This window comes from Paenibacillus radicis (ex Xue et al. 2023), from assembly GCF_024722015.1.
GTDB lineage: Bacteria > Bacillota > Bacilli > Paenibacillales > NBRC-103111 > Paenibacillus_S.
Genome location: NZ_JANQBD010000042.1, coordinates 1 through 26,043, shown reverse-complemented (window position 1 = coordinate 26,043; position 26,043 = coordinate 1). Strand labels below are relative to the sequence as shown.

Annotated in this window: 28 protein-coding genes; 19 read left to right on the top strand and 9 right to left on the bottom strand. The window is 44.1% G+C overall.

Annotation, left to right across the window (positions count from 1 at the left end):
• Nucleotides 1–160 precede the first annotated feature (160 nt).
• Nucleotides 161–898: an IMP cyclohydrolase gene (locus NV381_RS35130; protein WP_379366891.1), complete on the top strand. Its 738-nt coding sequence runs from the start codon at nucleotides 161–163 to the stop codon at nucleotides 896–898.
• Nucleotides 899–910: 12 nt separating this feature from the next.
• Entirely contained in the window at nucleotides 911–2,170 is a 1,260-nt protein-coding gene (gene purD, locus NV381_RS35125; RefSeq protein WP_258217924.1) for a phosphoribosylamine--glycine ligase, read from the top strand.
• Between the two features lie 157 nt (nucleotides 2,171–2,327).
• Here the strand turns inward: purD and sda are convergent, their stop codons facing one another.
• Together sda and NV381_RS35115 are read right to left on the bottom strand one after the other, a co-directional pair.
• The gene (gene sda, locus NV381_RS35120) at nucleotides 2,328–2,528 is read right to left on the bottom strand and encodes a sporulation histidine kinase inhibitor Sda (RefSeq protein ID WP_258217944.1); all 201 of its coding nucleotides are present in this window, start codon (nucleotides 2,526–2,528) and stop codon (nucleotides 2,328–2,330) included.
• Nucleotides 2,529–2,775: 247 nt separating this feature from the next.
• Nucleotides 2,776–2,988 carry a hypothetical protein gene (locus NV381_RS35115; protein WP_258217923.1) on the bottom strand — a complete coding sequence of 71 codons (213 nt, stop codon included), beginning with the start codon at nucleotides 2,986–2,988 and terminating at the stop codon, nucleotides 2,776–2,778.
• A 191-nt stretch (nucleotides 2,989–3,179) separates the two neighbouring features.
• On the opposite strand from NV381_RS35115, the gene NV381_RS35110 reads away from it, so the two are divergent.
• The 7 genes from NV381_RS35110 (at nucleotide 3,180) to NV381_RS35080 (ending at nucleotide 10,164) form a co-directional block, all read left to right on the top strand.
• Nucleotides 3,180–5,399 carry an ATP-binding protein gene (locus NV381_RS35110; RefSeq protein ID WP_258217922.1) on the top strand — a complete coding sequence of 740 codons (2,220 nt, stop codon included), beginning with the start codon at nucleotides 3,180–3,182 and terminating at the stop codon, nucleotides 5,397–5,399.
• On the top strand, nucleotides 5,396–6,028 hold the full coding sequence (locus NV381_RS35105; protein WP_258217921.1) for a response regulator transcription factor: 633 nt from the start codon (nucleotides 5,396–5,398) through the stop codon (nucleotides 6,026–6,028). Before NV381_RS35110 ends, NV381_RS35105 begins: the two co-directional genes overlap by 4 nt.
• A 16-nt stretch (nucleotides 6,029–6,044) precedes the next feature.
• A complete protein-coding gene (locus NV381_RS35100) occupies nucleotides 6,045–6,995 on the top strand; it encodes a polyprenyl synthetase family protein (protein WP_258217920.1) in 951 nt (316 codons plus the stop codon).
• 216 nt (nucleotides 6,996–7,211) lie between these two features.
• Nucleotides 7,212–7,637: an RrF2 family transcriptional regulator gene (locus NV381_RS35095; RefSeq protein WP_258217919.1), complete on the top strand. Its 426-nt coding sequence runs from the start codon at nucleotides 7,212–7,214 to the stop codon at nucleotides 7,635–7,637.
• A gap of 240 nt (nucleotides 7,638–7,877) precedes the next feature.
• The gene (locus tag NV381_RS35090; RefSeq protein WP_258217918.1) at nucleotides 7,878–8,270 is read left to right on the top strand and encodes a hypothetical protein; all 393 of its coding nucleotides are present in this window, start codon (nucleotides 7,878–7,880) and stop codon (nucleotides 8,268–8,270) included.
• 104 nt (nucleotides 8,271–8,374) lie between these two features.
• Nucleotides 8,375–8,695, top strand: coding sequence for a thioredoxin (gene trxA, locus NV381_RS35085; RefSeq protein WP_258217917.1), 321 nt, complete (start codon nucleotides 8,375–8,377; stop codon nucleotides 8,693–8,695).
• A gap of 665 nt (nucleotides 8,696–9,360) precedes the next feature.
• Nucleotides 9,361–10,164, top strand: coding sequence for an aminoglycoside adenylyltransferase domain-containing protein (locus NV381_RS35080; protein WP_258217916.1), 804 nt, complete (start codon nucleotides 9,361–9,363; stop codon nucleotides 10,162–10,164).
• A 36-nt stretch (nucleotides 10,165–10,200) separates the two neighbouring features.
• Here NV381_RS35080 and NV381_RS35075 read toward each other — a convergent pair whose 3' ends face one another.
• Nucleotides 10,201–11,442, bottom strand: a complete 1,242-nt coding sequence (locus NV381_RS35075) for an MFS transporter (RefSeq protein ID WP_258217915.1) — start codon at nucleotides 11,440–11,442, stop codon at nucleotides 10,201–10,203.
• Nucleotides 11,443–11,484: 42 nt separating this feature from the next.
• Entirely contained in the window at nucleotides 11,485–12,255 is a 771-nt protein-coding gene (locus tag NV381_RS35070) for a DODA-type extradiol aromatic ring-opening family dioxygenase (RefSeq protein ID WP_258217914.1), read from the bottom strand.
• Between the two features lie 171 nt (nucleotides 12,256–12,426).
• Here NV381_RS35070 and NV381_RS35065 point away from each other — a divergent pair, with 171 nt between their 5' ends.
• The 3 genes from NV381_RS35065 to NV381_RS35055 all read left to right on the top strand — a co-directional run bounded on the left by NV381_RS35065 (nucleotide 12,427) and on the right by NV381_RS35055 (nucleotide 15,021).
• Nucleotides 12,427–13,284 (top strand): sugar phosphate isomerase/epimerase family protein, encoded by an 858-nt coding sequence (locus NV381_RS35065; RefSeq protein ID WP_258217913.1) that lies wholly within the window; start codon nucleotides 12,427–12,429, stop codon nucleotides 13,282–13,284.
• Between the two features lie 189 nt (nucleotides 13,285–13,473).
• On the top strand, nucleotides 13,474–13,695 hold the full coding sequence (locus tag NV381_RS35060) for a DUF2905 domain-containing protein (protein ID WP_258217912.1): 222 nt from the start codon (nucleotides 13,474–13,476) through the stop codon (nucleotides 13,693–13,695).
• Between the two features lie 240 nt (nucleotides 13,696–13,935).
• Nucleotides 13,936–15,021: a DUF3048 domain-containing protein gene (locus tag NV381_RS35055; protein WP_258217911.1), complete on the top strand. Its 1,086-nt coding sequence runs from the start codon at nucleotides 13,936–13,938 to the stop codon at nucleotides 15,019–15,021.
• Between the two features lie 248 nt (nucleotides 15,022–15,269).
• Here NV381_RS35055 and NV381_RS35050 read toward each other — a convergent pair whose 3' ends face one another.
• Nucleotides 15,270–16,223 (bottom strand): tyrosine-type recombinase/integrase, encoded by a 954-nt coding sequence (locus NV381_RS35050; RefSeq protein ID WP_258217910.1) that lies wholly within the window; start codon nucleotides 16,221–16,223, stop codon nucleotides 15,270–15,272.
• A gap of 132 nt (nucleotides 16,224–16,355) precedes the next feature.
• On the opposite strand from NV381_RS35050, the gene NV381_RS35045 reads away from it, so the two are divergent.
• From NV381_RS35045 to NV381_RS35035, 3 genes are all read left to right on the top strand, one after another.
• Nucleotides 16,356–16,922 (top strand): HD-GYP domain-containing protein, encoded by a 567-nt coding sequence (locus NV381_RS35045; protein ID WP_258217909.1) that lies wholly within the window; start codon nucleotides 16,356–16,358, stop codon nucleotides 16,920–16,922.
• Between the two features lie 40 nt (nucleotides 16,923–16,962).
• A complete protein-coding gene (locus tag NV381_RS35040) occupies nucleotides 16,963–17,394 on the top strand; it encodes a chemotaxis protein CheW (protein ID WP_258217908.1) in 432 nt (143 codons plus the stop codon).
• A gap of 228 nt (nucleotides 17,395–17,622) precedes the next feature.
• Nucleotides 17,623–18,105 (top strand): C40 family peptidase, encoded by a 483-nt coding sequence (locus NV381_RS35035; RefSeq protein ID WP_419182330.1) that lies wholly within the window; start codon nucleotides 17,623–17,625, stop codon nucleotides 18,103–18,105.
• Nucleotides 18,106–18,335: 230 nt separating this feature from the next.
• Here the strand turns inward: NV381_RS35035 and NV381_RS35030 are convergent, their stop codons facing one another.
• Together NV381_RS35030 and NV381_RS35025 are read right to left on the bottom strand one after the other, a co-directional pair.
• Nucleotides 18,336–19,511, bottom strand: a complete 1,176-nt coding sequence (locus tag NV381_RS35030; RefSeq protein ID WP_258217907.1) for a sensor histidine kinase — start codon at nucleotides 19,509–19,511, stop codon at nucleotides 18,336–18,338.
• A 209-nt stretch (nucleotides 19,512–19,720) separates the two neighbouring features.
• Nucleotides 19,721–20,440 (bottom strand): response regulator transcription factor, encoded by a 720-nt coding sequence (locus NV381_RS35025; protein WP_258217906.1) that lies wholly within the window; start codon nucleotides 20,438–20,440, stop codon nucleotides 19,721–19,723.
• 207 nt (nucleotides 20,441–20,647) lie between these two features.
• On the opposite strand from NV381_RS35025, the gene NV381_RS35020 reads away from it, so the two are divergent.
• The 3 genes from NV381_RS35020 to dgoD all read left to right on the top strand — a co-directional run bounded on the left by NV381_RS35020 (nucleotide 20,648) and on the right by dgoD (nucleotide 23,529).
• Nucleotides 20,648–21,421, top strand: coding sequence for an SDR family NAD(P)-dependent oxidoreductase (locus NV381_RS35020; RefSeq protein ID WP_258217905.1), 774 nt, complete (start codon nucleotides 20,648–20,650; stop codon nucleotides 21,419–21,421).
• Nucleotides 21,422–21,697: 276 nt separating this feature from the next.
• Nucleotides 21,698–22,384, top strand: a complete 687-nt coding sequence (locus tag NV381_RS35015) for a FadR/GntR family transcriptional regulator (protein ID WP_258217904.1) — start codon at nucleotides 21,698–21,700, stop codon at nucleotides 22,382–22,384.
• Complete coding sequence (gene dgoD / locus NV381_RS35010; protein WP_258217942.1) at nucleotides 22,381–23,529, top strand: galactonate dehydratase; 1,149 nt, start codon at nucleotides 22,381–22,383, stop codon at nucleotides 23,527–23,529. Before NV381_RS35015 ends, dgoD begins: the two co-directional genes overlap by 4 nt.
• Nucleotides 23,530–23,645: 116 nt before the next feature.
• Here the strand turns inward: dgoD and NV381_RS35005 are convergent, their stop codons facing one another.
• Entirely contained in the window at nucleotides 23,646–23,810 is a 165-nt protein-coding gene (locus NV381_RS35005; protein WP_258217903.1) for a DUF1328 domain-containing protein, read from the bottom strand.
• A 70-nt stretch (nucleotides 23,811–23,880) separates the two neighbouring features.
• Complete coding sequence (locus tag NV381_RS35000; RefSeq protein WP_258217902.1) at nucleotides 23,881–24,330, bottom strand: general stress protein; 450 nt, start codon at nucleotides 24,328–24,330, stop codon at nucleotides 23,881–23,883.
• Between the two features lie 314 nt (nucleotides 24,331–24,644).
• On the opposite strand from NV381_RS35000, the gene NV381_RS34995 reads away from it, so the two are divergent.
• Complete coding sequence (locus NV381_RS34995) at nucleotides 24,645–25,781, top strand: SpoIIE family protein phosphatase (protein WP_258217901.1); 1,137 nt, start codon at nucleotides 24,645–24,647, stop codon at nucleotides 25,779–25,781.
• The last annotated feature ends 262 nt before the right edge of the window (nucleotides 25,782–26,043 follow it).

Here is a 26,043-nt window from a genome sequence, read left to right as displayed (position 1 = left end):
TAATTCAAGCTCACTTGGCAACGAGTACAAGCTTACGAAGAAAAGTTTGGTAAGAGCCGAAACTAAGTACAGGCATATAAAGAAAGTATCGTAAAAAGCGAAACTCGAACTAGCTTACGAAAAAAGTTTTGGCTCAAGCCAAAACTCTAAGGAGGAACTAATCGTGACGGCAACAGCACAATGGAGCAGTACAGCTGAACATAACTTGGATGGACTGAAACAAAATCCTTATCCAGGACGCGGAATTGTTATTGGTTTAACGCCGGATGGCACACGCTTGGTTCAAGTATATTGGATTATGGGGCGCAGCGAAAACAGCCGCAACCGGATTTTTGTACAGGAAGACAATGGTTTTCTACGTACGGAAGCTAAGGATCCGGCAAAGCTTACAGACCCGTCCCTTATTATTTATTATCCTGTGAGATATACGGATGGTGCACACATTGTAACGAATGGTGACCAGACTGATACTATTTACGATGCATTGAACAGCGGGGGCTCCTTCGAGCAAGCCTTGACTACACGGACCTTTGAGCCGGATGCGCCTAACTACACGCCGCGGATATCTGGTTTAGTTGATTTGAATAACAAGCAGTGCCAATACAAGCTGTCGATCTTAAAAACGAATGCAGGCAATCCGGAGCAAACGCTTCGCCAGTTTTTCCACTATGAACAGGGCATCCCTGGTTTTGGACACTGCATTCATACTTATTCTGAAGACGGCAATCCGCTGCCATCCTTCAATGGAGAGCCTGTGCTTGTACCTGTGTACAACGATATAGAGCAAACGGCAAATGCCTATTGGGACCGTTTGAATGAAGAAAATAAAATTTCATTGCTGGTTAAAACGATCTCTATCGATAATGGACAGACGGAAATGCGGGTTATTAACAAGTAGGAGGTGCACGGAATGCGGGTATTAGTCATTGGCGGCGGAGGCCGTGAGCATGCGATTTGTTGGGCTTTGAAAAAAAGCCCCAAGGTTCGGGAGCTGTACTGTGCGCCGGGTAACGGAGGTATTGCTGAGGTTGCGGAATGCGTGCCCCTACAAGTGAATCAGTTCGAGGAGATTGGGGAATTCGCTTTGGACCACTCCATTGATTTGGTCGTTATCGGGCCCGATGATCCGTTATCCGAAGGTATTGTCGATCACTTGGAGGCAAAGAAAATTCCAGTGTTTGGTCCGCGGAAGAATGCGGCGATTCTTGAGGCAAGCAAAGTATTCTCCAAGGATTTGTTCAAAAAGTACAACATTCCGACCGCAGCCTACGAATCCTTCGAAAGCTACGATGAAGCGTTAAGCTACTTGCATAAGCAGCAAATTCCGATCGTTATCAAGGCGGATGGCTTGGCGGCCGGAAAAGGCGTTGTAGTTGCTCAATCGATGGAGGAAGCCGAGAAGGCGCTTCATGATATCATGGTTACTAAAATTTTCGGAGCTTCCGGAGATCAGGTTGTGATCGAAGAGTTCCTGAGCGGACAAGAAATGTCTATCCTGTCCTTTGTGGACGGTACAGTTGTGCACCCTATGGTGCCTGCGCAGGATCATAAGGCTGTGTTCGATGATGACAAAGGCCCGAACACAGGCGGCATGGGTACGTATACGCCGCTGCCGCATATTCCTCAATCTGTCATCGATGAAGCGATTGAGACTATCATTAAGCCGACCGCAGCAGCGATGGTCAGCGAAGGCCGTTCTTTCCGCGGCGTGCTGTTTGCAGGGCTTATGATAACGCCGCAAGGCCCCAAAACCATTGAGTTCAACGCGCGCTTCGGCGACCCGGAAACTCAAGTTGTGCTGCCGCGGTTGAAAACCGACCTTCTTGATATTTTCTTGGCGGCAGTGAACGGTCACCTGGAGCAAATGGATATCCAATGGAGTGACGAGGCAGCTGTATGCGTAATTCTGGCTTCGGAGGGTTACCCTGGCTCTTATCCAAAAGGGCTTCCAATTGAAGGCTTGGATAATGTGAAGGATGCTCAGGTGTTCCATGCTGGAACAGCGTTGAAGGACGGTCAGATCGTAACTAACGGAGGCCGTGTACTAGGCGTTACCGCGCTCGGCAAAGATATCGCAGAAGCACGTGAGAAAGCATACTCTGCTGCGGATAGTATTCGGTTCGATGGTAAGCATTACCGTTCGGATATAGCTAAGAAAGCATTGGTATAATAAATTAGACCAAAAGCTGGATTTCCTTACACTAAGGAATCCAGCTTTTATTTGTAGTTGTCCTTGCGGGCGTGTTGTTATTTAAAAAAACGTCCTGCTCCAGTGGAGTCAAAGGACGTTTTTGCGTTGAGCGATTATTGTTCCTGCTGCAGTTGGGTTAAGATTTCTCACCTTCGGATGGCTGTATATATGATTTATCATTAGGAGTGCTGGAAGTGAAAGATTGTTTCGCTATTATTTGCAGTTTTCTCCGTTTGAGTTCAGCGAATAGCATGTCTATGAAATCTTGGTCGAGCTTCATTCCTACAGCATTTACATATGAGTTAACCAAATCTGTATCTTTAAGCGAGTCATACATTCTATTATCCCTTACTCCCTTCATTCTATGTCTATAAGTCATTCATGTAATCTTCCACAAATGTAAAATATATACTTATATCATAAAATAAAAGGGACTCCAACGCTGTGCAAAATGTTTGCATTTATGCACATTTTGTTTGCATCTTTATTTACTTTTATGTGACAAAATATGAAAAAGAGATTGCAAAATCGGACAAGTCCCGATATGCAATCTCTTTTTCATTTGGTAAAATAAAGAAGTAATATTAGCTCCAGCCGTCTATATTGTTTGATTTCTGTATGCGATCACTTGATGGCTTTGCAAAAAGCTTCATTAAGCTAGTGCCTTCTTCTGCGGACAATGAGAAAGCTTCAAACCATTTTGAATCTTTGAAGAGAGCAACAAGTTGTTGTGAATCAAATTGCTTAAGCGAACGAACTGCGTTAGTAAGTCCTGGTGAGTAAGTTATGCTTTGCATGATTATCACCTCGCTTCCGACAAATATTTACATATTATGTGCATTTCTATTATACCAGAAATTTGTGAATTGCAAGGGGGAATATTCCAATTAATAAGAAAATTTATATTCGAATCGGTATAGCTTTGCTAATCGCCATTCATATTTGGTTTGTTTATCTTACATTTTTATATCCTTTCTTAGGTGTTCTTTTGATAAAGGATGAGAATAACCAATATATTATTCGGAAACTAGACACGGACAGCGCCAGCTTGAACTTAAATCTGCAGGTTGGTGATATTATTAAAGAGGTGGATGGACAAGATCCGGGTGATTACATTACTGTTAAGAAATGGAGAGCGATTGAGCAAGCAGAAAGAATTGTAGTATCTCGTAATGGCGAGCAGATTGAAGTATTGACCAAAAAAATAAGCTCGACTGCAAGTACAGGTTTTTTTCCCGTTTTAGGAGAAATTTTATGCCTTATTTTTGCAAGCATGATTTACTTAAAGGTACGTAATTCCTTGTCAGGCCGATTTCTATCACTTGTTTTTTTGAACATTGGGTTTATTTTTGCGAGCCTTGGCGCTTCCGTTAGAGGAGACTCCTTAGGCAAATTATTTATTAATGTACTTATGATGACGTTGCCAATTCTCTTTCTTTATTTTCTGGTTGTTTTCCTAAAAGAAAGGGGAAGTATACAACCTCCGAAGAGATTCTTAAACTATTTATACGGGATAGTTCTTATTGTGTTATTGCCACATGTAACTTACTTGATTCCACCCTGGACTTACTATTACTATCAATTTGCTACTAACCTCGTCATATCAGTCTTCTTAATAGGGCTCTTTGCTACATTCTCGTTTCTTACTTTTTATTATTTTAAATACAGGAAAGAAAGATCTAATTTGTCTGCCATAATTAAGACGGTTTGGTGGAGTTTAAATATTTCATTTTTCCCGTTTGCTTGTTTTTCATTTATCCCCCGACTATTTCTGGGATACGAATGGGTAAATCCTTACTATAGTTCATGGTTTGTATTGTTCTTTCCTATTTCCTTTGCTTATCTCATTATTTCCAAGCAATTATACGACATCGATATTGTGCTGCGCCGTGTAGTGTTTACAATTTTATTATCCATTGTACCAAGCATAGCTATAGCAGCATTGAATTTGGTTATTTTTCAAAGTGAAACGTCTGTCACACACATCCTCCTAAGCTTTATTTTCTCAGTTGTCATTATTTCGTCTGTGCTTTATTCATATGAATACTTAACCACGAAGCTGCAAAAAATTATGTTTCCACGCAAATACCATCTGCAGAATGCATTGAAAAACATAGCTACAAAGCTTCGATCTATTTCCAGCTTCCGCGAGCTGAAGGATATTATTTTGGTTGATATGGTTAATACGCTTGAAGTATTCGGGGCGGCTATCGTATTTAAGTACAATGACAGCGTGGAGACGGTTATCACAGGAGACATTCAGTCTGATGAAGTTGAACGGATGGCAGCATCAGGGGCATGGGACCATCCATCCTATTCGTGCATAGAGATCAATCGTCATGAGGAATACTCGAGCTACCTCATCATCACAAGGAAAAGAACGAACACGCTTCTGGGGCAAGAGGAATTACAATGGTTGAATTTGATTATTTCGTATTTGGCGGTAAGCTTGGAAAATTTACATTTAATAGGGAAGCTGAATGTGCGATTACAGCATTTGGCGTCTCAAATGCCCAATGAGCAAGTGGCGCAGGATTTCATGTGGTTCCGCAAGCTGATGTTTGAGCTGCAGGAGACGGAGCGCAGACGTATTGCCACCGATCTGCATGATACTACGCTGCAGGACTTGTTTTTTCTGAAGAAAAGATTCGCCGCTATTTTAAATAGCTATCCTTTTCAGGCAGAAGAGCTTGAGAAAATGAGCGGAATCATCGATTATGTTGAAATTATCAACACTAATTTACGCCAGAGCTGCTTTGAATTGAACCCCCATCTGCTTCATGAGATCGGACTTATTCAAACGGTGACTAAGGTCGTTGAACAAGAAGGTGCGCTACTTCCGTTTCATTTGGAATTCAGTGCCCAAGGGGCTGAAATGATAGAGTTCTGGGATATGGAAACCAAACGTCATGTTTTTCGCATCATACAGGAGCTGTTAAATAATGCGAAGAAGCATTCAGAAGCATCTAAAGTGAGTATTCGTATAACAAAGGAGGCGGATTCCTTTCGGCTGCTGTACGAAGATGATGGGATAGGGTTTACACCAAAGTCTGAAGTAGAGAAGCAAATTGGAGCATCAGGTATGGGAATGGAACAAATGAAAAGTCGTGTCCTGCATCTAAACGGGCATCTTGAGGTGGCGGCAAATCGGGGAACAGGGATGACAGTGTGGATCACATTACCGCTGAGAAGGGTCTTGACGGCATGAGGAGCATTCTGAGAGTTCTAATTGTTGACGATCATCCGGTCATGGTTAAAGCAACAATGGCCATTTTGGAGCAAATTGAAGGAATAGAGGTCATAGGTAATGCCGGTAACGGGAAGCAGTGTTTGGATTTTATCGAGCTGAATCAACCGGACATTGTTTTTCTGGATTACCATCTTCCGGATCAATTTGGAAGTGCCGTTGCTAAACAAATCAAGGAGAGGTATCCGAAAACCCATGTTATTATTTTTACAGGAATCGATGTAGCCGATATGTATAACCATTTGCTAGAATTAGGGGTAAGTGGAATTATTTCCAAGGAATCCAGTGAGAATGTTGTACGTAACATGGTATATTGCATTATAGAGGGATATACAGCACTGCCGATTTCTGTTTATCGTCATATGAGGCTGGTGGCTAGCGATTCCCCTTATGAGATTATGCTGAGCAATGACGAGGTCCAAATTATGGCTATGCTGGTAAGAGGCGCAACACATGAACAAATTGCCAATGAGATTTACGTAAGCAAGCGATCTGTCGATAATTATTTGAAAAAAATCTATGAAAAAATGGAAGTGAAATCCAAGGCGCAAGCTATAGAGAAGTTTGTCCAGAGTAAATATTATACTTAGAAGTGGGGTGAATAATATGGATCGTTATGTGGTAGAGGAAATATACCGGGTTATTGATGAATACATATATTCCAATGATCTGAATATTCTAATCAAACAGTTTGTACAAGAGAAGGCTTCAGAGAACAGCATATGGTCTAGGATTACGGAATATAGTCACAGAATGCTGGGGGGGACATTCTCTCATATTGGTCAAGTGGCCGCCCTTAGTGAAATAATTATTCTAGCTCTGGATATAGTTGATGATCTACAGGATCAGGATAATACGGCTAAACCATGGATGACTTGTGCTCCACAATTTACTTTAAACGCGCTGCTCGCATTTCAAACGATATTTATGGGTGAAATGGGGAGGCTTCAGCAAAGTTATGGCGGGTCGTCAAACCTCGTAGAGGAAGCTAGCCGCATTCTGGCGGGAGCGATCAATGGCCAACAGAAGGATTTGAACGGTAGCGTTACTATGGAAGCGGATTGCTTGGTTATGGTTAGGGAGAAATCAGGCTCATTGATTAAGCTTGCTTGCTATATGGGTTATGCGTTTGTAGAGAACTGCTCTCAAGAGACAATCGCACAAATGAACGAGTTGGCTGACTGTATCGGTATTATGGCTCAAATTGAGAATGATATGAAGGACGTTATGAGATTTGATTTGAAAAATGATCTGCTCCAAAAGAAACGCACGCTGCCAATTATATTCCTTCTACAGCATGGCGATCAGGATTTTCCAATATTGAAGCAATTTTATGAAGGAGATTTATCGGCGGAGCAATTTCTTAAGCATAAGCTGGCATGCCTGCAATACATAGCGGATTCAGGGTGCATAGAGTATTGTAAAATCGTACAGTCGCTATACTTTAACAGGGCGAATGATCTGTATGCTTCGATGCCATCATGCTCGCCTTGGAGAGAGGAATTTAAAGAAATCACGTTTGCCTCCTATGAGATTAAAGAAGAAAGCACAAGATAAATCATAATGGTGTGGCAGAGGAAAACAAGCGCGGCAATTGGGAGAACAGGATTAACGGTATTTTTGAAAATGGTTCTGTTTTTCGCTCATTTTTTGACTCGTACAATAATCCTCTGCCGGTTTCAGTACAAATCTGCTTGACATCATCAACTGTAATAATTATAATAACAGTATAACTTAGCTGCAATAAGCCATACAGAGTAAGGAGGGCATTCAATGAATAGCGAGTTTACTATAGCGGTTCATAGTTTGGTCCTGCTTGCTTATAGACCCGATCATATGGCAACGAGTGATATGATTGCCCATAATGTTTGTACCCATCCTGCAAGAGTTCGTAAAGTGATGGCGCTGCTGCGGAAGCAAGGGTATGTGGCGGCGAAGGAAGGAACCGGCGGCGGGTTTTTGTTGAATTGTGCTCCCGATCAAGTGACACTTGCAGAGATTTATCGTCTGACCTCGATGGGATCCGTGAAACCGAATTGGTGCTCTGGTGATGTGGAACAGGATTGTATGGTTGCTTGCAACATGGCGAGTGTGATGGATCAATTATTTGCAGGTGCTGAGAAGCATCTGATTGATTATTTTAATGCATCCACTATTCAAGATGTGCTTAAGCAGGTACGGGAGAAAGCAGCTAAATAGTTGAGTATAGAATGGTGATTCGCTCAGCTCTATCTTACCTGTAATTCCTTGAGGATGGTGTTATCGTTTTCTCTCTAGTTAAACTGTTACTTGATTTGTTTCAGTTTTGGAGGTAGTATTTGTAGTAAGTCATTTACTTACTATTAGGTGTGTAGGTGTTATGAATTGCACAATTGTTTTTGAACTGTTACTTAAATAGTATCAGTTCGGTTTTGAAATTAGGAAGGGAGAGTGGCAAGTATGGCATGGGCAAAACAACAAACGGTTCAAGTTGGCGATTGGGTAAGTGGTACTTCTTTGTTAGATGAAAGATTTATAGGGTATTTGGAGTCTATCAACGGAAACGGCAAAGTGATGGTGTATGTTACCCAAAGCGATCATGATGAGGCCGTAGGCGAATGGATAGAAGGTACTTTATCGAAGCTCGAAAAGCTGGATGATTATGTGCCTAATGAGGTGAATGATCTGCAAAGCCTGATGGATTTGGCTCTAATGACGCGTGACCAAGCATGGTTTAACGAATTGGCTGCCGCTCTCCGAATCGCTCAAGAGAAGGCTCGCGGCTCCGCCGGTAAAGGCAAGCATAATGGCAATGGAAATGGGAGCTGGGCTCGCAGAGTAAAAATTGATTAAACATGCTACATGTTTACCATATAAATAATGAATGTGTTTAACGAGGCTCAAAGGCTGTTTAAATGAAGTTGGATAAACTAAATTTATTGTAGGAGTGATGCGCTATGGCATTAATAAAAGTAGAAGATAATAATTTCAAAGAAACGATTGCACAGGACGGGTTGGTGCTGGTTGATTTCTGGGCTCCATGGTGCGGTCCTTGCAAAATGATTGCTCCAGTGTTGGAGGAAATGAGCAACCAGCTGGGAGATCGGTTGACGATTGCCAAACTGAATGTTGACGATAACCCGGAAACGCCAGGAACATATGGCGTCATGAGTATCCCGACGTTGAAGCTGTTCAAAAACGGTGTAGAGGTATCCACAATAGTCGGCTTTAAACCGCTGCAGGATATGATGGCTTGGGTAGAGCCGCAATTAGCATAATACGATAGTAATTCATACGGTACAAACAAGGACAGGAGTATTCCCTTATAGAGGAATGCTTCCTGTCCTTTTCTTTGTAGAAAAAAGCTTTTCTTATGGCTCAAAAATAAAATCAGCGCTTGATGAAGTCATTCGATTTTGTCTCCGTGCCGTGCCCTACTCAGTTGAAGCACCAAACTTTAAGAACGGCCATGCTAGCACACACGACATTATCCGAATTATTCGATTCGAAGCCAGCACCTCTTCCTAAAACCTGCTTTTATACATCCTTTTGGCTTGCATGTCGGCAGTCTTCTTGAATTCATGCAAATGTGCAGTTATTTTTTCATTCTTAGCTGGATCCAAGAGTCTTCCATGAAAATTGATGTATTTTTGCAGGTATGTTCCCGCAACAGCAATTTTGTTAGAAAATAACTGTATGTTTGCAGGTTTTTTTGAGGACCGATGTTCGAATGAGGATCAAGCACTGATTTTGAGGTTGAGCCTTTTTTATAATATTAGTATAAGTTTGAACCGGAGGTTAACCTTTCTAATATTGCAAGAAAAGCCACCGCTTAGACACGAATGTATCTTCTTCGAGAGGGCTTCGAATAGAAGCTTTTCTTATATGATAGAATTGGAACAGGTGCAGTTATCTGTTTGAGAAAAGAGGAAGGGTGACCACTATGCTACCACGAGTTCCCAGTGTTATACTCCCGCTGTTACAGGACTATGTACAGCTGATTTCCTCGCATATACCGGAAGTTGTTTATGGAGTTTACCTTCAGGGCTCAATAGCTCTGGGTGGATTTATTCCCGGTAGAAGCGACATTGATTTTATTACCGTTGTATCCGGACCGTTAACATCGGATGAAATTAATCGAATAGATCTCCTCCATGAACATTTGAAGAGCAAACATGACTATTACAGCGTTATGGAGGGCCAATATACAACACTGGATCATCTAAGAAAAACCGCTCCATTGGAGCGGGAGCAGTTTCCGAAATATTTTTATGGCGAGAACAGGGGACTTACAAAAGGTCAGATAGACGATACGGCTTTATGGATTTTAAAGAAGCATGGTCTGACACTTTTGGGACCCGAGGTTAGTGATCTGGATATTCATGTCGGGTGGCCAGATTTGCTGAAGGCGATGAAATATAATTTACATACGTACTGGACGGAAAAAGCGGATAACTATGAGTTGTTTTTACAGGACAATTGGGTAGATGATACAGTATTGACGTTAGGACGGATTGCCTACACTCTTGAACACCAATCTGTGGTAACCAAGGATCAAGGTGGCCGCTATCTAATGCAGACACTCCCGCCTGAATGGCACGCCCTTATTTATGAAGCTATGCGAATTCGTCAAGGGATGAGTGAGAACGAATATTTCCCTTCTATTGCTGAACGCGCAGCACAGACACAGAGCTTCATCAGATACATGGTGAAAGTGTGCACCGAGCAATATCATTTAGATAAATGATTCATAGGACATAGCGAAAATGGAAAAGCAGGCAGGTTAGAAACCTGTATTTGATTCAGCAGCAGCTATCGTGGCTTGTTTTCTCATAAACCAGCACATCAGCAGCGCACTCGCGACAAACGAGATAACAATCAAAACAAATGGCAGCCGTGGGTTAATAGCGTATGACCAGCCTCCTATAACGCCAGATGGGGAAACGAAAATTAAAATCATGACGGATAGAATGGAAAACACTTTGGCACGTTCTTCATCCTGTATGACATTGGCAACGGAGGCTTCCAGATAAGGGTATGTAATAATAGTGCCTACAGCGAATAGAATGGTGCTTCCGACAATCCAAAAAGTGCCTTCGACAGGCGCCACAATCTGCAGCACCATAGCCGCGGCCGATAAAAGGAACCCCATAACCATATACCGGTTTACATGGACGGGTTTAATTCGCGGTACCACGTACAAGATTAACAGCAGCATGGACACAGAGGTGACGGCAGGAAACCAGGCTATAAAAGCTTCGCTAAAATTAAGCGCTTTCACAAGGTGTATGGAAAGATAGGTATTGCGCATATTAAGCTGAAACTGATACAGAATATAAATGCCGAATAGGAGCAGCAGCGGTGTATTGGCGAAAACCATTTTCACTACTTGCCAATAATCGCTCAGGATAATGCGGGGCTGAAAGGGACCCTGCTCCTGACTTTTGCGAATCCCCATTTCCGTTTCATGGGTGGCGTAATTACGACCTATAAACATCAATGTCATACTTACAAAAGCAATCAAGTACATGATTCGATTCGCGGGAACTAAACCGTAGTGGCTGACAAGAAGCCCGCCGAGAGGAGCAAATAATCCACATATTATATTGATCAATTGAAGGACATTAAAAATATGCGGGCGTTCATCCGGCTTCGTATCTTCAACAAGCAGACAATACCATGCGGTATTGGGAACCTTTTGAAAGCTGTTAAAGATGGCTGCCGCCAGGAAAAACCAAATATTTTGGGAAACAGCCCACAGCAGAGTCGCTGTACTCCAGCTCACGAAATCAAAAATCATCAATGCTTTTTTACGGCCCATCCGGTCGGTTAAATATCCGCTTATTAGTGAAGTGAATATTTGAAGCATAAGTCCGAGGGACGTAAGTAAACCGATCTGCGTTTCGCTTACGCCAAGCTCCAGCATATAGACCGAGGCATAGGTCAAATACAGGCTGTACGGCAATAGAAACATCGGCTCATACAGCATGCATCCTCTGGCGTTTCCTTGTAGCTTGTTGAACAAAGCTTTCCCTCATTTCATAATTGGTTCCGTTCAATAGGAGATTTAACTGAACATCCAGCACCCTAAGCTTAATGTACCCAGTTGATATTGTTGATGGAGGAGAGTAGCTTTTCTCATGCGATCTGCGGCCCCCATGCTAATAAACAGTGGAGCAAGATGTTCTTTGGTTGGCACGGCTTTGGCAGCAAAAGGCGCGCGGTTCTCATAATCAAATAAAGCTTCCAAATCCCAAATATGAATTCGCTCCGCAATCCATTGATCGAATTCGATAGCCCAATCCTCTGCATCTTTGGAGTCCCAGCTTAATAAGCCGGCATTGTGCACGGTGCCTCCGCTGCCAATGATTAGAATGCCTTGCTGCCTTAAGTGCAGAAGTGCTTTACCGATTCGATATTGTTCTTCCGGCACCAGGCGAGGGTTCACGGAAAGAGCTACTATGGGCGTATCTGCTTGTGGAAGCAGCAGTGAAAGGGGCGCCCAAGCACCATGGTCCAGCCCCCGTGAATCGTCTATAGAGCAGGCAACCCCTTCGGATGCAAGGAGTCGCTGGATATGAAGGCTCAGCACAATGTTTCCAGCAGCAGGATAGGTTATATCGTATAGTTCCTGCGGGTAGCCGAAGAAATCATGGAGTGTCTCCAACTGGGAAGCTCCTGAAATTAATTGTCTAGGGCTCTCCCAATGGGCACTCACTATGACAACACCTTCGGGTTTGGGTATCTGTGCACCAAGAATTCTCAGAAAACGCGTGTACGGATGGTGCTCCAGTACGAGTGTCGGTGCGCCATGAGCCATGAAAAAGGATGGGAACATAACAGCACCTCCAATTGGTTGATATAAAGTTATCATATGCGCAAAGAGATGCTCAATACAATCAGATATTTCAGAATATTTGTAATGTTCACGTTAACATAGATATATTTTTAATTGCCTGTTATAATTTCAATAGTGGCAAAAGTTCAATACAAGCTGGAGGTTACTCTAATGAAATTATCTGTTTTTACTGTAGTTACACCGGATTTGACACCTGAAGAGCTTGCCGTAGCAGCCAAAGAAGCAGGTATTGATGGTATTGAATGGCGTTTTAAAGACATTCCACAAGATGCTTTGGAGGAAAAACCTTCCTTCTGGCGGAGAAATCTATGTTCCATTGACCCAGCAGCAACCGATGCTGAGCTGGAGCGCTTTGCTCGTGCAGCTCAAGATAACGGATTGAAAACAGTAAGTGTTACCCCTTATTTGCAGCCAGGTGATTTAAAAAGTACAGAACGTGTGCTGCAAGTAGCGCAAAAGCTGGGTGCAGAGACGATTCGTGTAGGCGTACCGGCATACAATGGCACGCAGCATTTTAACGAGCTGTATGCACTTGAGCTTGAGTACCTGAAGGGCGTAGAGTCGCTAGCTAAGCAGTATGGCGTGAAGTGCTTGGTGGAAACTCATCATAATACGATTACCGCAAGTGTTTCAGGCGCTTATCGTTTGGTAAGTCAATTTGATCCAAAGCATATCGGCGTATTATTCGATCCGGGCAACATGGTACATGAAGGATATGAAAATTTCCGTATGGGCTTGGAAATTCTCGGACCTTATCTGGCTCATGTTCACATCAAAAATACAGGTTGGAAGAAAACGGAAGTTCGTGAAGACGGCTCTCAAGCCTGGACTTCTTATTGGGAGCCTAACTTCCAAGGTGTTGTAAATTGGAAGCAAGTGCTAACTGATCTGAAAGCAGTTGGTTACGAAGGTTACCTCGGCGTCGAAGATTTCAGCGGCCTTTATGGTTCGAAGGAACTGCTTCAAAAGTACGGCGAAGAAACCCGTGCTCTTTTGGCAAGCATCTAAATCATACGAATATTGAACACCCGCTCAGTAGGTTATCAAACTACAAGGAGCGGGTGTTTTTTCGATGCTGTGAAAAATATTGTTATAGGAGAAGCTGAGTACCTACATCACAGTCTTAAGTGTTTTTGCAAGTGAGTCTCTTTCGACTATAATAATAAGAAACTGGCAACTATATTAGGAGGTATTGCATTGAATCCTGTAGCTAAGCTGCTTATCATTGGCGGAATTGTTATGATCGTCGCAGGAGTTCTGTGGGCTGTTGGAGGCAAGTTTCTGAACCTGGGAAGGCTGCCAGGAGACATTGCGGTTGAGAAAGGAAACTTCAAAGTTTATTTCCCGATAGTGACCTGCATTATTATTAGTGTGGTGTTGTCGCTAATTATGTATATAATCCGTTGGTTCACCAAGTAACAGCCTGATATGTTTATATCTGGATAAAAGTAATTCCTACAGCTCTCCCCGTTAAGTTAATCCCCCGGTTTCCATACACTTCTACTTCCCTTCGTATAATCGCGGAAGTCGGCTAAGCTGTAAAACAGGGCCAGACAAGAAGTATAATATAGAGCAAGGTGCATACACTCCTTATATGCAAAAAAGTCCCTCAATCGACATTATGCTTATGTTAGACGGAACTCTAAAGGAGGAATGTTGGTGGTTACAAGAATGACCCGTCTCATTGCCACGTTAATGGTAACATTTCTGATTACATCTTGCAGCTTCGAGCACGGGGCGGCTAAGACATCTCCTGCAATGGCACCCGCAGTTCCTGTCCCGACTCCGTCCGTAGCCCCAACAGCAGTTAAAGAACGGGAAATGCTGTACAAGGCACCTTTTACAGGTTTATTTTCAGAGCAAAGAAATGAGAGTCGTCCCCTGTTGGTGATGGTGAACAACCATCAGTCAGCAAGGCCCCAATCTGGCCTAAGCTACGCTGATGTGCTGTATGAAAGCCTGGCTGAAGGGGAAGTCACCCGGATAGCAGCCTTATATCAAAGCGCGGATGTAAACTTTACTATTGGGCCTGTACGCAGTATTAGACCCTATTATATGGATCTTGGAAAAATATACGATGCTGTGCTTATCCATGCAGGCGGTAGTCCTGACGCTTATACTCAGCTGGACGAGCAGAAGCTCGATCACCTTGATGAAATCACTAATGCAGGAAGATTCTTCTGGCGGGAAGCATTTCGAAAGGCACCTCATAATTTGTATACAGGACTTGAGAAAATAAGAATGGGAACGGAGAAGCTGGGCCTGCGTAACGAATATAGTGCCGTTCAAGCGATGCCAGCTTATTTACCGGAGAATACGGACAAGCCAGGAATGCTCGCCTCAGGTATGCGCGTTACCTTTTTGCTGAAGAGCTATGCAGTATCCTATACATATGATGCTGAGCTTAAGCTGTATAAGCGGTTTATTAATGATGCGCCACATCTGGATTTGGGTAATAATGAACAACTAGCGGCATCGAATGTTGTCGTTCTAGCCGCAGAGCATATTGTGTTAGATAATGAAGGGCGAAGAGATATCAAGATGGTTGGGAGCGGCACAGGATATCTGTTTCAAAGAAACATCGCCCAGCCCGTTGAGTGGAGAAGAAATGATGTGTTTGACCGATTCCATCTGTATCAGAATGGAAAAGAGTTAGGCTTATTCCCCGGTAAAACGCATTATTTGATCGTGCCGAATAAGCCAACCTTTGAGGAGCACCTGACGATTCAATCTGAAAACCGGTAGCTGTACATAACATTCAGGTGTATGTTTAGTCCATTCAATATTTTGGTGACAATGGTAAATGTTAGATGAAAATAATGAAAATAAAAAAATGTCGTACAATAACTGTTGTACGACATTTTGTGCGAGGAAATTCCAAGATTTGACCAAATATTACTTATTTACTCAATAAAGTATAGTCCACTAGAACTATTAAATCAATAAATTTATGAATATTTCGACTTTCCTAACGGTCCCAAAATGTTGTGTTTTCACTTTAGAAACTCGCTTAATCCATCTTGAACAAAATCAGGAGCTGCTTTTTTCAGCTGCTCTACCGTATGTAAATATCGTTGGGTTGTGTTGATATGGGAGTGTCCCAGGTTCTGTTGAACCTGTTGAAGAGATGCTCCATAGAGCAAAGCTAATGTAGCATTTGTATGCCGCAACCAGTGAGGAGTGAATTTTTTCCCCAGATTGCACTGCTTGCTCGCTTTTTGAATGACGCGTTCTACTTGGCGCGAAGACAATAAAAATACCCGTTGATCCTCAGAGCTTGTATCCCTGGATTTCGCATACTCCATAAATAACTCCGATAATTGCTGCGGTACCTTAATCGTACGTTTTTTGCCGCCTTTACCATCCATTATCGTTAACCAGACCGATGTCTCCGTTACATCCGTAGCAAAATGTCCCCATTCCATTGAACTGAGTTCAGATACGCGAAGACCCATTAGAACAAAGGTTAAACCGATAAGATAGTCGCGAAAACGTTGTTTTTTTAACTGATCTAGCAGGTGTCCGACCTCTTGTTTGGTTAAATAATGATTGCCGCTGTTAACTGTTATTCGGGGAGTGCTCACGCAAGATGTCGGATTAATTTGGAACAGCTTTATATTGGGATCGCTTCCCCATTTGTATAATGAACGCAATGGAGCGATAAAGCTAGCAACAGTAGCTGATGACATCGGTTTTTTTTGTTTGCTGCAAAATCCTTTTATTAAACCAATTTTATAAACTTCAATTTCTTGCCAGGTTACCTCGGATAATGCTTTGTAGGAAATAAACTGCCGAAAGCGTTCTATCGCCAATTTGTAATTCCGTATCGTATATTTAGAGCGGTTACATACGGCTAGAAACATTTCTATTATTTGTTCATCTGTGTAGGATTCGTGGTTGTTGTTGTAAATAGAGATCTGAGTAGTTAAGGGTTCTTGCTTCAACATAAGTTGCCTCCTCTGCAATATTGTGTCGTACAACAGTTATTGTACGACATGATGGAACAGGTACGAAATCTGTATTAACATGCAAATGTATACGTGATGTGTATTTTTTTGGAAGGTGGTGCAGACCGGCGAATGCAAATGCAGTTAGTTTTGATGCACAACGAGATGAATCAATTATTGGAAAGGGACAGCGAAACTTATGATCACAGTGTAAGAGTAGCATCAATGGCTAAGGTTATGGCCCATGGGTTGAAATTGGACCCTAAGCAAACCTATCAGCTGGTAAACGGTTGTTACTTGCACGATATCGGAAAATTGCGGATTCCTATGGAAATATTGAATAAACCTTCAGGATTGGCGCCGCATGAATGGGATTTGATGAGGCTACACCCAACCGTGGGGGCCAACATGCTGAAAGAGTATGCTTTTATAGATCAGGAAATCATCGACGTGGTCGAATTTCATCATGAAAGATGGAGTGGGGATGGATATTGCGCTGGATTAAAGGGACAGGATATTCCTGTTTTTGCGCGGATATGCTCTATTATTGACGCTTTCGACTGTATGATTTCGAGGCGATCCTATCATAGGGGATTAACCGTGAATGAAGCAATAGACCAACTGGTGCTAAATGCAGGGACGCAATTTGACAAGCAATACGTGCATATTTTTATCCAGCAGTTGAATCTGAATGAATAAATGAATCGACAGCTGCAATTTTAAACTCGGATGTGATCATATGAGTATATGTGTACAAGAGCAGTACATCGAAATTGTGTTGGATAAGGGTTATTTTGCAGTAAAAACTAGAGATATTTATAAGATTATTAAGATGGAAGCATTGGAGGAAGCGGAAACGCCCGATCCTTATCTAAATCATGTGCTCTATCTGCGCAGCAAAGAGGTTAAGCTAATAAGCCTGAGGCGATTATTTGATTTACCGGAAGCGGAGTATACAAAAGCTACAAGGGTTATAGTAGTGAGGTGTGATCGAGGCTACGCAGGTATTGTTGTAGATCAAGTCAATAAAATATCAACGTATGATACGATTCAAGCCGCCCCTTTAAAAGATATGAGAATGGTTAACGGTTCTTTCTTTTCGGGAATCAGTCAATGTGACGGTAAACAGGTGGGAATTATTAATATGGACGAGGTGCTTCTTCGGTTTTAGGATAGCTTTTTGTGGATGGCTAGTGGAAAAGCTTGAAGAAGCAGCTCTGTCAAGAGCGCCAAGATTAAAAAATTCTTATTTGATTCTAATAAACGGAATGAAAGCCGGATGTAATGAGGGTTTGCAAGGCCCTTGGTACATGTTGGCTTTTTTTTACGTGGTATACTCGAAATCGAGACAGGGACAAGCATCCTGTACTCCAATCTATTGTTGATAAGGAGAGAAATTATGAAACTTCTGAAAAAACAACAGTTGGGTAAGACATTGATGGTTGCCACTGTAGGTCTTTCTGTTATGTTATCCGGAACCATTGCAACTCCATCCAATACAGCTTATGCTTACAGCTCTTCAAAGGCGAGCAGTGTTATTGCAACAGGTAAGCGCTATATGGGCGTGCCTTATAAGTTTGGGGCAACGGCCGGACAGACTCGTAACTTTGACTGTTCTTCTTTTACACAGTATGTATATGGTAAATATGGCGTTCAGCTGCCACGTACTTCACAAGCACAATCTCATGTGGGTACTTATGTGTCAAAAAGTAATTTGAAGCCTGGGGATCTTGTATTTTTCTATTCTCCGATTCATCACGTGGGTATCTATATCGGAAATGGCAACATGCTTCATACCTATGGAGCCGGAGGCGTAAAAATTTCTAATATGAACAACAGCTTCTGGAAATCGAAGTATAAAACAGCTCGCCGCGTTTTGTAGTCTCGCAATAACAAACTCCGTTCAAAATACCTCATACATCGCGGGCCCCTATCGACAGGGAGAGTTTGTAAGAAGAAGTAGCACGTTTGGTGTCATGAGTAATGACGCCAAACGTGCTCTTTTTGTTGCAAGGAAATTATATGCAATTACATCCTTGGGAAGGCGGTATTTTTGGCAGTGGGTAACTTATAGGCCTAAAAATACCCTAATCAATGCATCGCCTCCTTGGCTTAGCGGCAAGGAGGCGATGCGTTCAGTGGCAGCTTCACGGTGATACGCGTGCCCTTGCCGGGCTTGCTGTCGATCACGATCGTACCCTTGTGCAGCCGCACAATGTTATGCGCGATCGAGAGTCCGAGTCCGCTCCCGCCCGTGGAGCGGCTGCGAGCCCTATCGACCCGGTAAAACCGGTCGAACAGGCGCGGGATATCCGCGGGCTCGATGCCGATGCCGCGGTCGGTTACCTGCAGCACGGCGATCTGCGCATCGCGCGGATCCGGCTGCAGCGTCACAAGTACAGCGTCCTGGCTGTACTTGATGGCGTTATCAAGCAGGATGATCAGCAGCTGCTTGATCTGCCCTGGGCTCCCGCTCATGGTTACGCTATCAAACGCGTTATCCAGCTGGCAGCGAAGCTCGCGGTGAAAGGCTTGCTGCAAGGTAGCTGCCGTTGTGCTCACTAGCTCGGAGAGATTAAAGGCTTCCCACTGCATATGCTCTCCTGATTCGGTATTAGCGACTGTAAGCAGTTCATGGGTGAGCTTGCGCAGCCGCGCGGCTTCGGAGTGAATGGCTTCAACGGCTTCCGTTCGCACCTCCGTATTGCTGCCGCCCCAACGCCTCAAAAGATCGGCATAGCTTTCTATGATAGTCAGCGGAGTTTTTAGCTCGTGGGAGGCATCAGCCAGAAATTGCTTTTGCAGATTGAAGTTATGCTCCATTTTCCCGATCATAGAATTAAAGGTATGTATCAGCTGCCCCAGCTCGTCTTGGTGTTTGGAAGGGGGGAGCTCCAGCTTCTTGAAGACACCGTTTCGTTGATTCGACTCCATAACAAAGGCAAGCTGGTGGATAGGCCGAAGAATGATTTTGGCGTAATACATTCCACAGGCCAGCGCGAATATAACAGACCCCATGGTGGTCAGCATGAGTACATTGATCAGCACGTCCAAATATTCTTCCAAAGTATCCAGCCTGCGTATGATTTGCACAGCGCCGAGAGTTTCATTTTTATCATCAATAATAGGGGTCTGAATGTAGACGATCAGTGCTTCGGGTGTTTTGAGTGTTCTGGAAAAGCTGCGAATGCTGAACTCGGCCGGAATCTCCTTGAGCTTATCATTTGTAGCTAGTTGTGTTTGTATAACAGAATCCTTATCAATAATACGGATCAGGGCTTGTGGCATCAGGAAGGGCTTGAGCCATGAGGTGCGGGTCCAGCGTGCTGGATTGTAGAGCTCGGTTTGAGACATCAAAGGTGTGATCGCATTCCACAGAAGCTGGATCTGGCTTTTCGTTGTGATGCGCACAACCGTAAAGTACGTGACAATATTGAACAGCAGCATGACCAGCAGCAATGAAGCTGCGATCAGAAGTGTGATTTTGATTCGAATCCTCATGTAGCCGTATCACATTCTTTGACCAAATAGCCGACGCCCCGTAGCGTATGAATAAGTTTGCAGGTGAACCCTTGATCTACCTTCTGCCGTAAGTAGCGGATATACACATCTACAACATTGGTATCACCGATAAAGCCATATCCCCATACATCGGATAAAATTTGCTCGCGGGAAAGCACCTCACCCGTATGAGTTACCAAATAGCTCAGAAGATCGAATTCCTTCGGGGTAAGCTCGATGAGCTGATCTTCCCGGATAACCTGACGGGTTCGTATATTCATAGTCAAGCCATCGATACGGAGCTCATCTTCGTTGTGGAAGGTAGCTCCGCCTTCGGCATTCGGCTGGTTAGCTGTCATTCGGAGCAGGTTGCGAATACGTGCCAGCAGCTCTTCAATGGCAAAGGGCTTTGTTATATAGTCATTCGCACCCTGATCAAGCCCGCTCACCCGGTCGGGTATGGTGTCTCTGGCTGTCAGTAAAATAACAGGAGTATGACAGCCGCTCTGCCTCATTCGGCGCAGTACCTCCATACCGTTCAGCTCAGGCAGCATGATATCGAGCAGGATCATGTCCCAGCTCTGGGCCAGTGCCATATCCAAGCCTTCGCGGCCATCTTTGGCATGCTGAGGGGAGTAGCCTTCATGTTCTAATTCCAGCTGCAGCACCCGTGCTATTTTATCCTCATCTTCAATAATTAATATGGTTGGCTTCATGATATCCCTCACCGTTTCTTTGCATAGATGTAGTATGTGTTTGAAAGTTGGAAATATGAGAGGGAATGCGTACAAAACAGTTTTTACAATTTTTCCAGGGGCAATTGTACTCCTGCGGAGGCATTGATAAGATGTATGTAGAGATACATAACGTAAGACTTGATAGTGGAGAGTTACCTGTTGAAAAGTTGAAATGGGGGATTGTAGATGCGTGGATTACATAACCAAGTAGCGGTCATCGCCGGAGGCGGAAGAGGAATCGGGAGAGCCATCGCTGAGAAATTAGCAGGCTATGGATGTAAGGTTATCATAGGCAGCCGGACGCAAGAGCAATATTTGGGCACAGCTGAACACTTGCGGCAGAATGGCGGCGAGGCACACGGGCTGATGCTAGATGTTCAGGATCAGGGAAGTATTCAGCACTTTGTGAAGCAGGCGAATGAGCTGTACGGACGTATCGACAGCTTCGTCTATTGCGCCGGCATTAACAAGCGTGTACCAGCGGAGCAATATGCAGTAGAAGATTGGGACGAGGTAGTCGGAGTGAACCTGAAGGGCGGATTTATGAGCTGCCAGGAGGTTGGGAAAAGGATGATTGAGCAAGGAAGCGGTTCTATAGTAACGATTACTTCCATGCTTTCGCATATTGGTACTCCGAATCAAAGCGCGTATGCGGCTTCCAAGGGAGGCCTGATGCAGTACAGCAAGGTACTAGCTGTGGAATGGGCCAAATATGGGGTACGGGTCAACTCAGTAAGTCCGGGCTACATTGAAACCGATTTAACAGCGGGCAACTTCAAGAAAGAGTCATTTCGAGACGCGGTGCTAGGAAAAACTCCTATGGGACGTTTCGGTGGGACTGGTGAGGTAGCGGAAGCTGTCTGTTTCCTGGCATCGCCGGAGGCGTCCTATATTACAGGTACCTGCATACCGGTCGACGGGGGATTTTTGGCGGGGCATCAAAGCATTATCATGCAGTAGTCAGATAATCAGGTGATATTGCAGGATTATAAGAATCCTGATTTTCATAAGAAATGATACCAATACCTGTTTTCGATAGAATCTGCCTTGCAAAAGGTTTCGTTTCTAACGAGAGCAGGTTTTTTTCTGTTATTCGTTGGCTGCTTAACAGCAGATGAATGAAAATATCTCTCCCCAGCAATATTAGAAGAGTAAATATTTCTGTTGAAACATCATATGACTTGTTATATATTATAAATACATCATATGAATGTTTGTTATTTATAAAGTCTGCAGGTGGTTATCATATCGAAGAAATTAACTTACGAAACCGTATACGACCGTATCAAAAGCAATATTAAAGCAGGTCACTGGAAGCAAGGGGAGCAGCTTCCGCCATTGGAGCAGCTATCGGCTGAGCTGGGCGTTGGCATATCCTCTGTGCGAGAGGCCGTTCGTATACTCGGGAAGCAGAAAATTTTGCGAATCGAGCAAGGGCGAGGCACCTATGTAGACAATGATTTGACTGATGCGCCAGCCGACCGACTTGATTTCCTGGAGCGGGCTACCATGCTGCAATTGACGGAAGCAAGGCTTATTATCGAACCGGAGCTTGCCGCTATGGCTGCAGAGAAGGCTACCGATGAAGAAGCGAAGGCAATCATGGCTACTGCTGAGGCTATGAAACGCAAGGTTGAGAAGCAGCGGGATTTCTTGAAAGAGGACATCCATTTTCATGAATTGATCGCGAAAGCTTCCCACAACGATATTATGTTCCACATGCTGGACCGAATGAGTGACTTGCTGGTGGATAGTCGGCGTAAATCCATGAAATGGCCGGGGATGCATGAGAAAGCCTCGTCATTTCATTACTTGATCGCACAGGCCATTATTCAGCGGAATCCGACTCAGGCGCGTGCTCTTATGAAATGCCATTTGGAGGATATGCTGTTCGAATTTCACAAAGGAGAGGATTCATTATGAAAATAAAATCTATGGAGCTATTTAAAGTGCCGCCGCGGTGGTTGTTTCTCAAAATTACGACGGATGACGGTATCGTCGGTTGGGGAGAGCCGGTTGTTGAGGGTAAAGCGGATACGGTGCGCACAGCCGTGGAAGAGATGAGCGAATTCCTGATCGGCAGAGATCCGGGCCACATTGAGGATTTGTGGCAGGTGCTGTACCGCGGCGGATTTTATCGCGGCGGGCCGATCTTGACGAGCGCTATCTCCGGAATCGAGCAGGCGCTGTGGGACATTAAGGGCAAGAGCCTGGGCGTGCCCGTCTATGATTTGCTGGGCGGCCCGTGCAAGGAGAAGATGCGCGTCTACGCCTGGATTGGCGGGGATAAGCCATCGGATGTGGCTGAGGCCGCGAAGGAAAAGATCGCGCAGGGCTACACTGCGATCAAGATGAACGGCACCGCCGAGATGGAGTGGATCGATTCGTCGCTCAAGGTGCAGGAGGCGGTTGAACGCCTGGCTGCTGTGCGCGAAGCAATTGGTCCCGGCAACGGAATTGGCGTGGACTTCCATGGACGCGTCCACAAGACAATGGCCAAGGTACTGATCAAGGAGATGGAGCAGTACAAGCCAATGTTCATCGAGGAGCCGGTTCTATCGGAGAACAACGAAGCGCTGCTCGAAATCACAAGAGGGTCCAGCGTTCCGATTGCTACAGGCGAGAGGATGTATACGCGTTGGGATTTCAAACGGCTTCTTACGCAGGGGGGAGTCGACATTATTCAACCGGATTTAAGTCATGCCGGTGGAATTTGGGAAGTGCGCAAGATTGCGGCAATGGCGGAAGCCTTCGATGTTGCAGTTGCGCCTCATTGCCCGCTTGGGCCTATTGCGTTGGCTTCATCGCTGCAGCTTGACTTCTGCACGCCGAATGCGTTTATTCAAGAACAGAGCTTGGGCATTCATTACAACCAAGGCTCCGATCTGCTTGATTATTTGGTCGACCCTTCGGTGTTCGATTATAAGGATGGTTTCGTGAAACGAATGACCAAGCCTGGTCTTGGCATCGAGATTAATGAAGCTAAGGTTCGTGAAATGGCCGCAATAGGCCATCAGTGGCGTAATCCAGTGTGGCGCACTGAAGACGGCACGGTTACGGAGTGGTAAAATTTAACGAGTAATACGGATATAATTTTGATAGTAGAACTAATCCTTTTAATTCTAATATGCATACAGCAAAAAGCCGCTCTCTGCCGAGAGTGGCTTTTTCGGGATAAGATAGGTTAGGCTGAAGGCCTTCGACCCATCACTAAGGTCAAGATAAACAAGATCAGGAACACAACGAATAGTACTTTGGCTATGCCTGCTGCCGCTGAGGCGATTCCCAGAAATCCAAATACACCGGCGACTATAGCAACGACTAAAAAGATAAGAGCCCATTTTAACATGCTAACACACCTCCTGGATAATGTTTTTCCAGTGCCTTTGCGGATTACAGCTATTGCTGCTGCTTAAAAATTACCATACATTGTTTCGGCCGGGACCCGGTCGGTTCGTTACGTAGACTCCGTCCTTAGGAACGACAACCTCATCTCGGATCCCGCTGTTTCTGCGGTGAGCATTCATGTCGTCATGATCCAGATTGTCGTTCCACACCATAACAAGTATTTTCCCTTTATCCAGCTCTTTCTCGAAATGATCGGCTTGCGCTTTGGACAGTCCTAACGACTGCATTTTGGAACGCAATTGATCGCCTCTGGAGCGAAAGAGATTGGCAAAAGCATCTCCAATGCCCTCCTCCATGACTCCAACTGTATTCGTGCTCATCAGCTTAGTTAATCCTTCTGTTGTTTCATCATCATGCGCTAATACGTAAATCTCGTCCAGTGTGTAGCCTTCCCTTTGAAAACTGCGAATTTCCTGAATAGCTTGCTCCTCATAAGATACCAACTTGGCTTTGTTGTCCATAGGTTGTTCCTCCTTTGAGTTGCGCCAGGCGACACTTGTACCGTAAGCACGGCTGAGCTTTGCCTTAGCGATTTTTCTGAACGAAGTACTAAGCGACTAAGCGGCCCGAAAAATTCCATGTAAGTACTGCAGTCGACTGGCTTGTTATATGGATAGATTCGGTTGTGACCGGCATGTCCTCTATTAACCATCTGGGAAAATCATGAACCATTCTATTTGTTGATTCAGAAGGCCGGATTGGCGGGTACATAATTGTTATAGATAGCGCTATAATGTAATGAAAAGTAGAAGCCACGAAAGTTAGGAGTCATGTAATGAATATCGTAATAGTTGATGACAATCCTGTAAATTTGATGGTAATAGAAAAAATAGTGAAAAGCGCCGGATATAAGCACTGTATTAAATTGCCCTCTGCTATTGAACTGCTGGAGCTGTTGAAGGTGGGGACTGGAGAAGGGCCCGAGGTGCCGGTGGATTTAATCCTGCTCGATATGATGATGCCTGTGATGGACGGTCTTCAAGCCTGCCGTTCTATACAGGAAGATGAGGCACTGCGCGATATTCCTATCATTATCGTGACCGCTATGGGGGATTCGAATCTGCTGGCTGACGCTATGGAAGCGGGTGCCGTTGATTATGTAATGAAGCCGATCAATAAGGTGGAATTAATTGCGCGGATTCGTGTAGCTCTGCGATTAAAGTATGAGAAGGATTGGCATAAGGAGAATGAAGCACGTATCCGCAGTGAACTGGATTTGGCCAAACAAGTGCAGAGCAGCGTACTAAGCCAACCGCTCCGAAAAGAAAGATTGGATATAAGCGCATCCTATCATCCGTCCTTCGAGCTTGCCGGAGATTTATACTCTTGGTATCCGATTGACTCGAATCGGCATGGGATTATTTTGCTCGATATGATGGGGCATGGGATTTCCTCCTCGTTGGTTTGCATGTTTATTTCATCTGTTATGCAGGATACCATTACCCGGTTCGTTCAACCGGAAACAGTTATAGCGGAATTGAACCGTTACATGAATCAGTTGAATCGAAATGCCTCCGTGAGCTATTACTTTACCGCCATTTATTTGGTTATTGATACTCATCACCAAACAATCGAGTATGTTAATGCGGGCCATCCTCCAGGCATTCTTATGGAAGCGAACAAGCCTACTATCCTGCTGGATCAAGGTAGCTGTGCGGTTGGGTTCTTTGAGCAGATGGATATTGTAAAAGGCGTGTTGTCCTATGAGAATGACATGCGGCTATTTCTATACACTGATGGACTTCTGGAAGCTATAGAAAAGGAAGACGAGGATGAGGTGGAGACGCTCGTTAAGTCTATTGAAGCTTGTGAGCCTCGGGAACTCGTGGATATTATGAATGTTCTGCTGCCGGCTGAAATCCGTGATCAGCAGGAAGATGATATTTGTATGGTTATGCTGCGCGCTCATTAGTGGGAGTAAAGTCATACAGTGGTATAGTGTCTTAATTGGAAAGCCTGCTTCATTTCCATCCTAGGAGTGCAAGGTTTTCAATTTTCGATAGTTTTAGAGAAATATATTAATAGAGAAATATAATAAAAGGAAATCTGGATCTCTGTCAAGAAAGTAGACACTCAAATAAGAGATATCACACAACCTTTTTGTAATACATGGCCTCGTATTGATCCGGTGAAACATAGCCCAAAGAACCATGAATTCTCTTACGGTTGTAAAA

Excerpts from the sequence above, each read along its gene's own strand:
- purD (WP_258217924.1), top strand. The coding sequence starts at position 911 with ATGCGGGTATTAGTCATTGGCGGCGGAGGCCGTGAGCATGCGATTTGT.
- sda (WP_258217944.1), bottom strand. The coding sequence starts at position 2,528 with ATGTATGACTCGCTTAAAGATACAGATTTGGTTAACTCATATGTAAAT.
- NV381_RS35115 (WP_258217923.1), bottom strand. The coding sequence starts at position 2,988 with ATGCAAAGCATAACTTACTCACCAGGACTTACTAACGCAGTTCGTTCG.
- NV381_RS35105 (WP_258217921.1), top strand. The coding sequence starts at position 5,396 with ATGAGGAGCATTCTGAGAGTTCTAATTGTTGACGATCATCCGGTCATG.
- NV381_RS35100 (WP_258217920.1), top strand. The coding sequence starts at position 6,045 with ATGGATCGTTATGTGGTAGAGGAAATATACCGGGTTATTGATGAATAC.
- NV381_RS35095 (WP_258217919.1), top strand. The coding sequence starts at position 7,212 with ATGAATAGCGAGTTTACTATAGCGGTTCATAGTTTGGTCCTGCTTGCT.
- NV381_RS35090 (WP_258217918.1), top strand. The coding sequence starts at position 7,878 with ATGGCATGGGCAAAACAACAAACGGTTCAAGTTGGCGATTGGGTAAGT.
- trxA (WP_258217917.1), top strand. The coding sequence starts at position 8,375 with ATGGCATTAATAAAAGTAGAAGATAATAATTTCAAAGAAACGATTGCA.
- NV381_RS35080 (WP_258217916.1), top strand. The coding sequence starts at position 9,361 with ATGCTACCACGAGTTCCCAGTGTTATACTCCCGCTGTTACAGGACTAT.
- NV381_RS35070 (WP_258217914.1), bottom strand. The coding sequence starts at position 12,255 with ATGTTCCCATCCTTTTTCATGGCTCATGGCGCACCGACACTCGTACTG.
- NV381_RS35065 (WP_258217913.1), top strand. The coding sequence starts at position 12,427 with ATGAAATTATCTGTTTTTACTGTAGTTACACCGGATTTGACACCTGAA.
- NV381_RS35050 (WP_258217910.1), bottom strand. The coding sequence starts at position 16,223 with ATGTTGAAGCAAGAACCCTTAACTACTCAGATCTCTATTTACAACAAC.
- NV381_RS35045 (WP_258217909.1), top strand. The coding sequence starts at position 16,356 with ATGCAAATGCAGTTAGTTTTGATGCACAACGAGATGAATCAATTATTG.
- NV381_RS35040 (WP_258217908.1), top strand. The coding sequence starts at position 16,963 with ATGAGTATATGTGTACAAGAGCAGTACATCGAAATTGTGTTGGATAAG.
- NV381_RS35035 (WP_419182330.1), top strand. The coding sequence starts at position 17,623 with ATGAAACTTCTGAAAAAACAACAGTTGGGTAAGACATTGATGGTTGCC.
- NV381_RS35030 (WP_258217907.1), bottom strand. The coding sequence starts at position 19,511 with ATGCCACAAGCCCTGATCCGTATTATTGATAAGGATTCTGTTATACAA.
- NV381_RS35025 (WP_258217906.1), bottom strand. The coding sequence starts at position 20,440 with ATGAAGCCAACCATATTAATTATTGAAGATGAGGATAAAATAGCACGG.
- NV381_RS35020 (WP_258217905.1), top strand. The coding sequence starts at position 20,648 with ATGCGTGGATTACATAACCAAGTAGCGGTCATCGCCGGAGGCGGAAGA.
- dgoD (WP_258217942.1), top strand. The coding sequence starts at position 22,381 with ATGAAAATAAAATCTATGGAGCTATTTAAAGTGCCGCCGCGGTGGTTG.
- NV381_RS35005 (WP_258217903.1), bottom strand. The coding sequence starts at position 23,810 with ATGTTAAAATGGGCTCTTATCTTTTTAGTCGTTGCTATAGTCGCCGGT.
- NV381_RS35000 (WP_258217902.1), bottom strand. The coding sequence starts at position 24,330 with ATGGACAACAAAGCCAAGTTGGTATCTTATGAGGAGCAAGCTATTCAG.
- NV381_RS34995 (WP_258217901.1), top strand. The coding sequence starts at position 24,645 with ATGAATATCGTAATAGTTGATGACAATCCTGTAAATTTGATGGTAATA.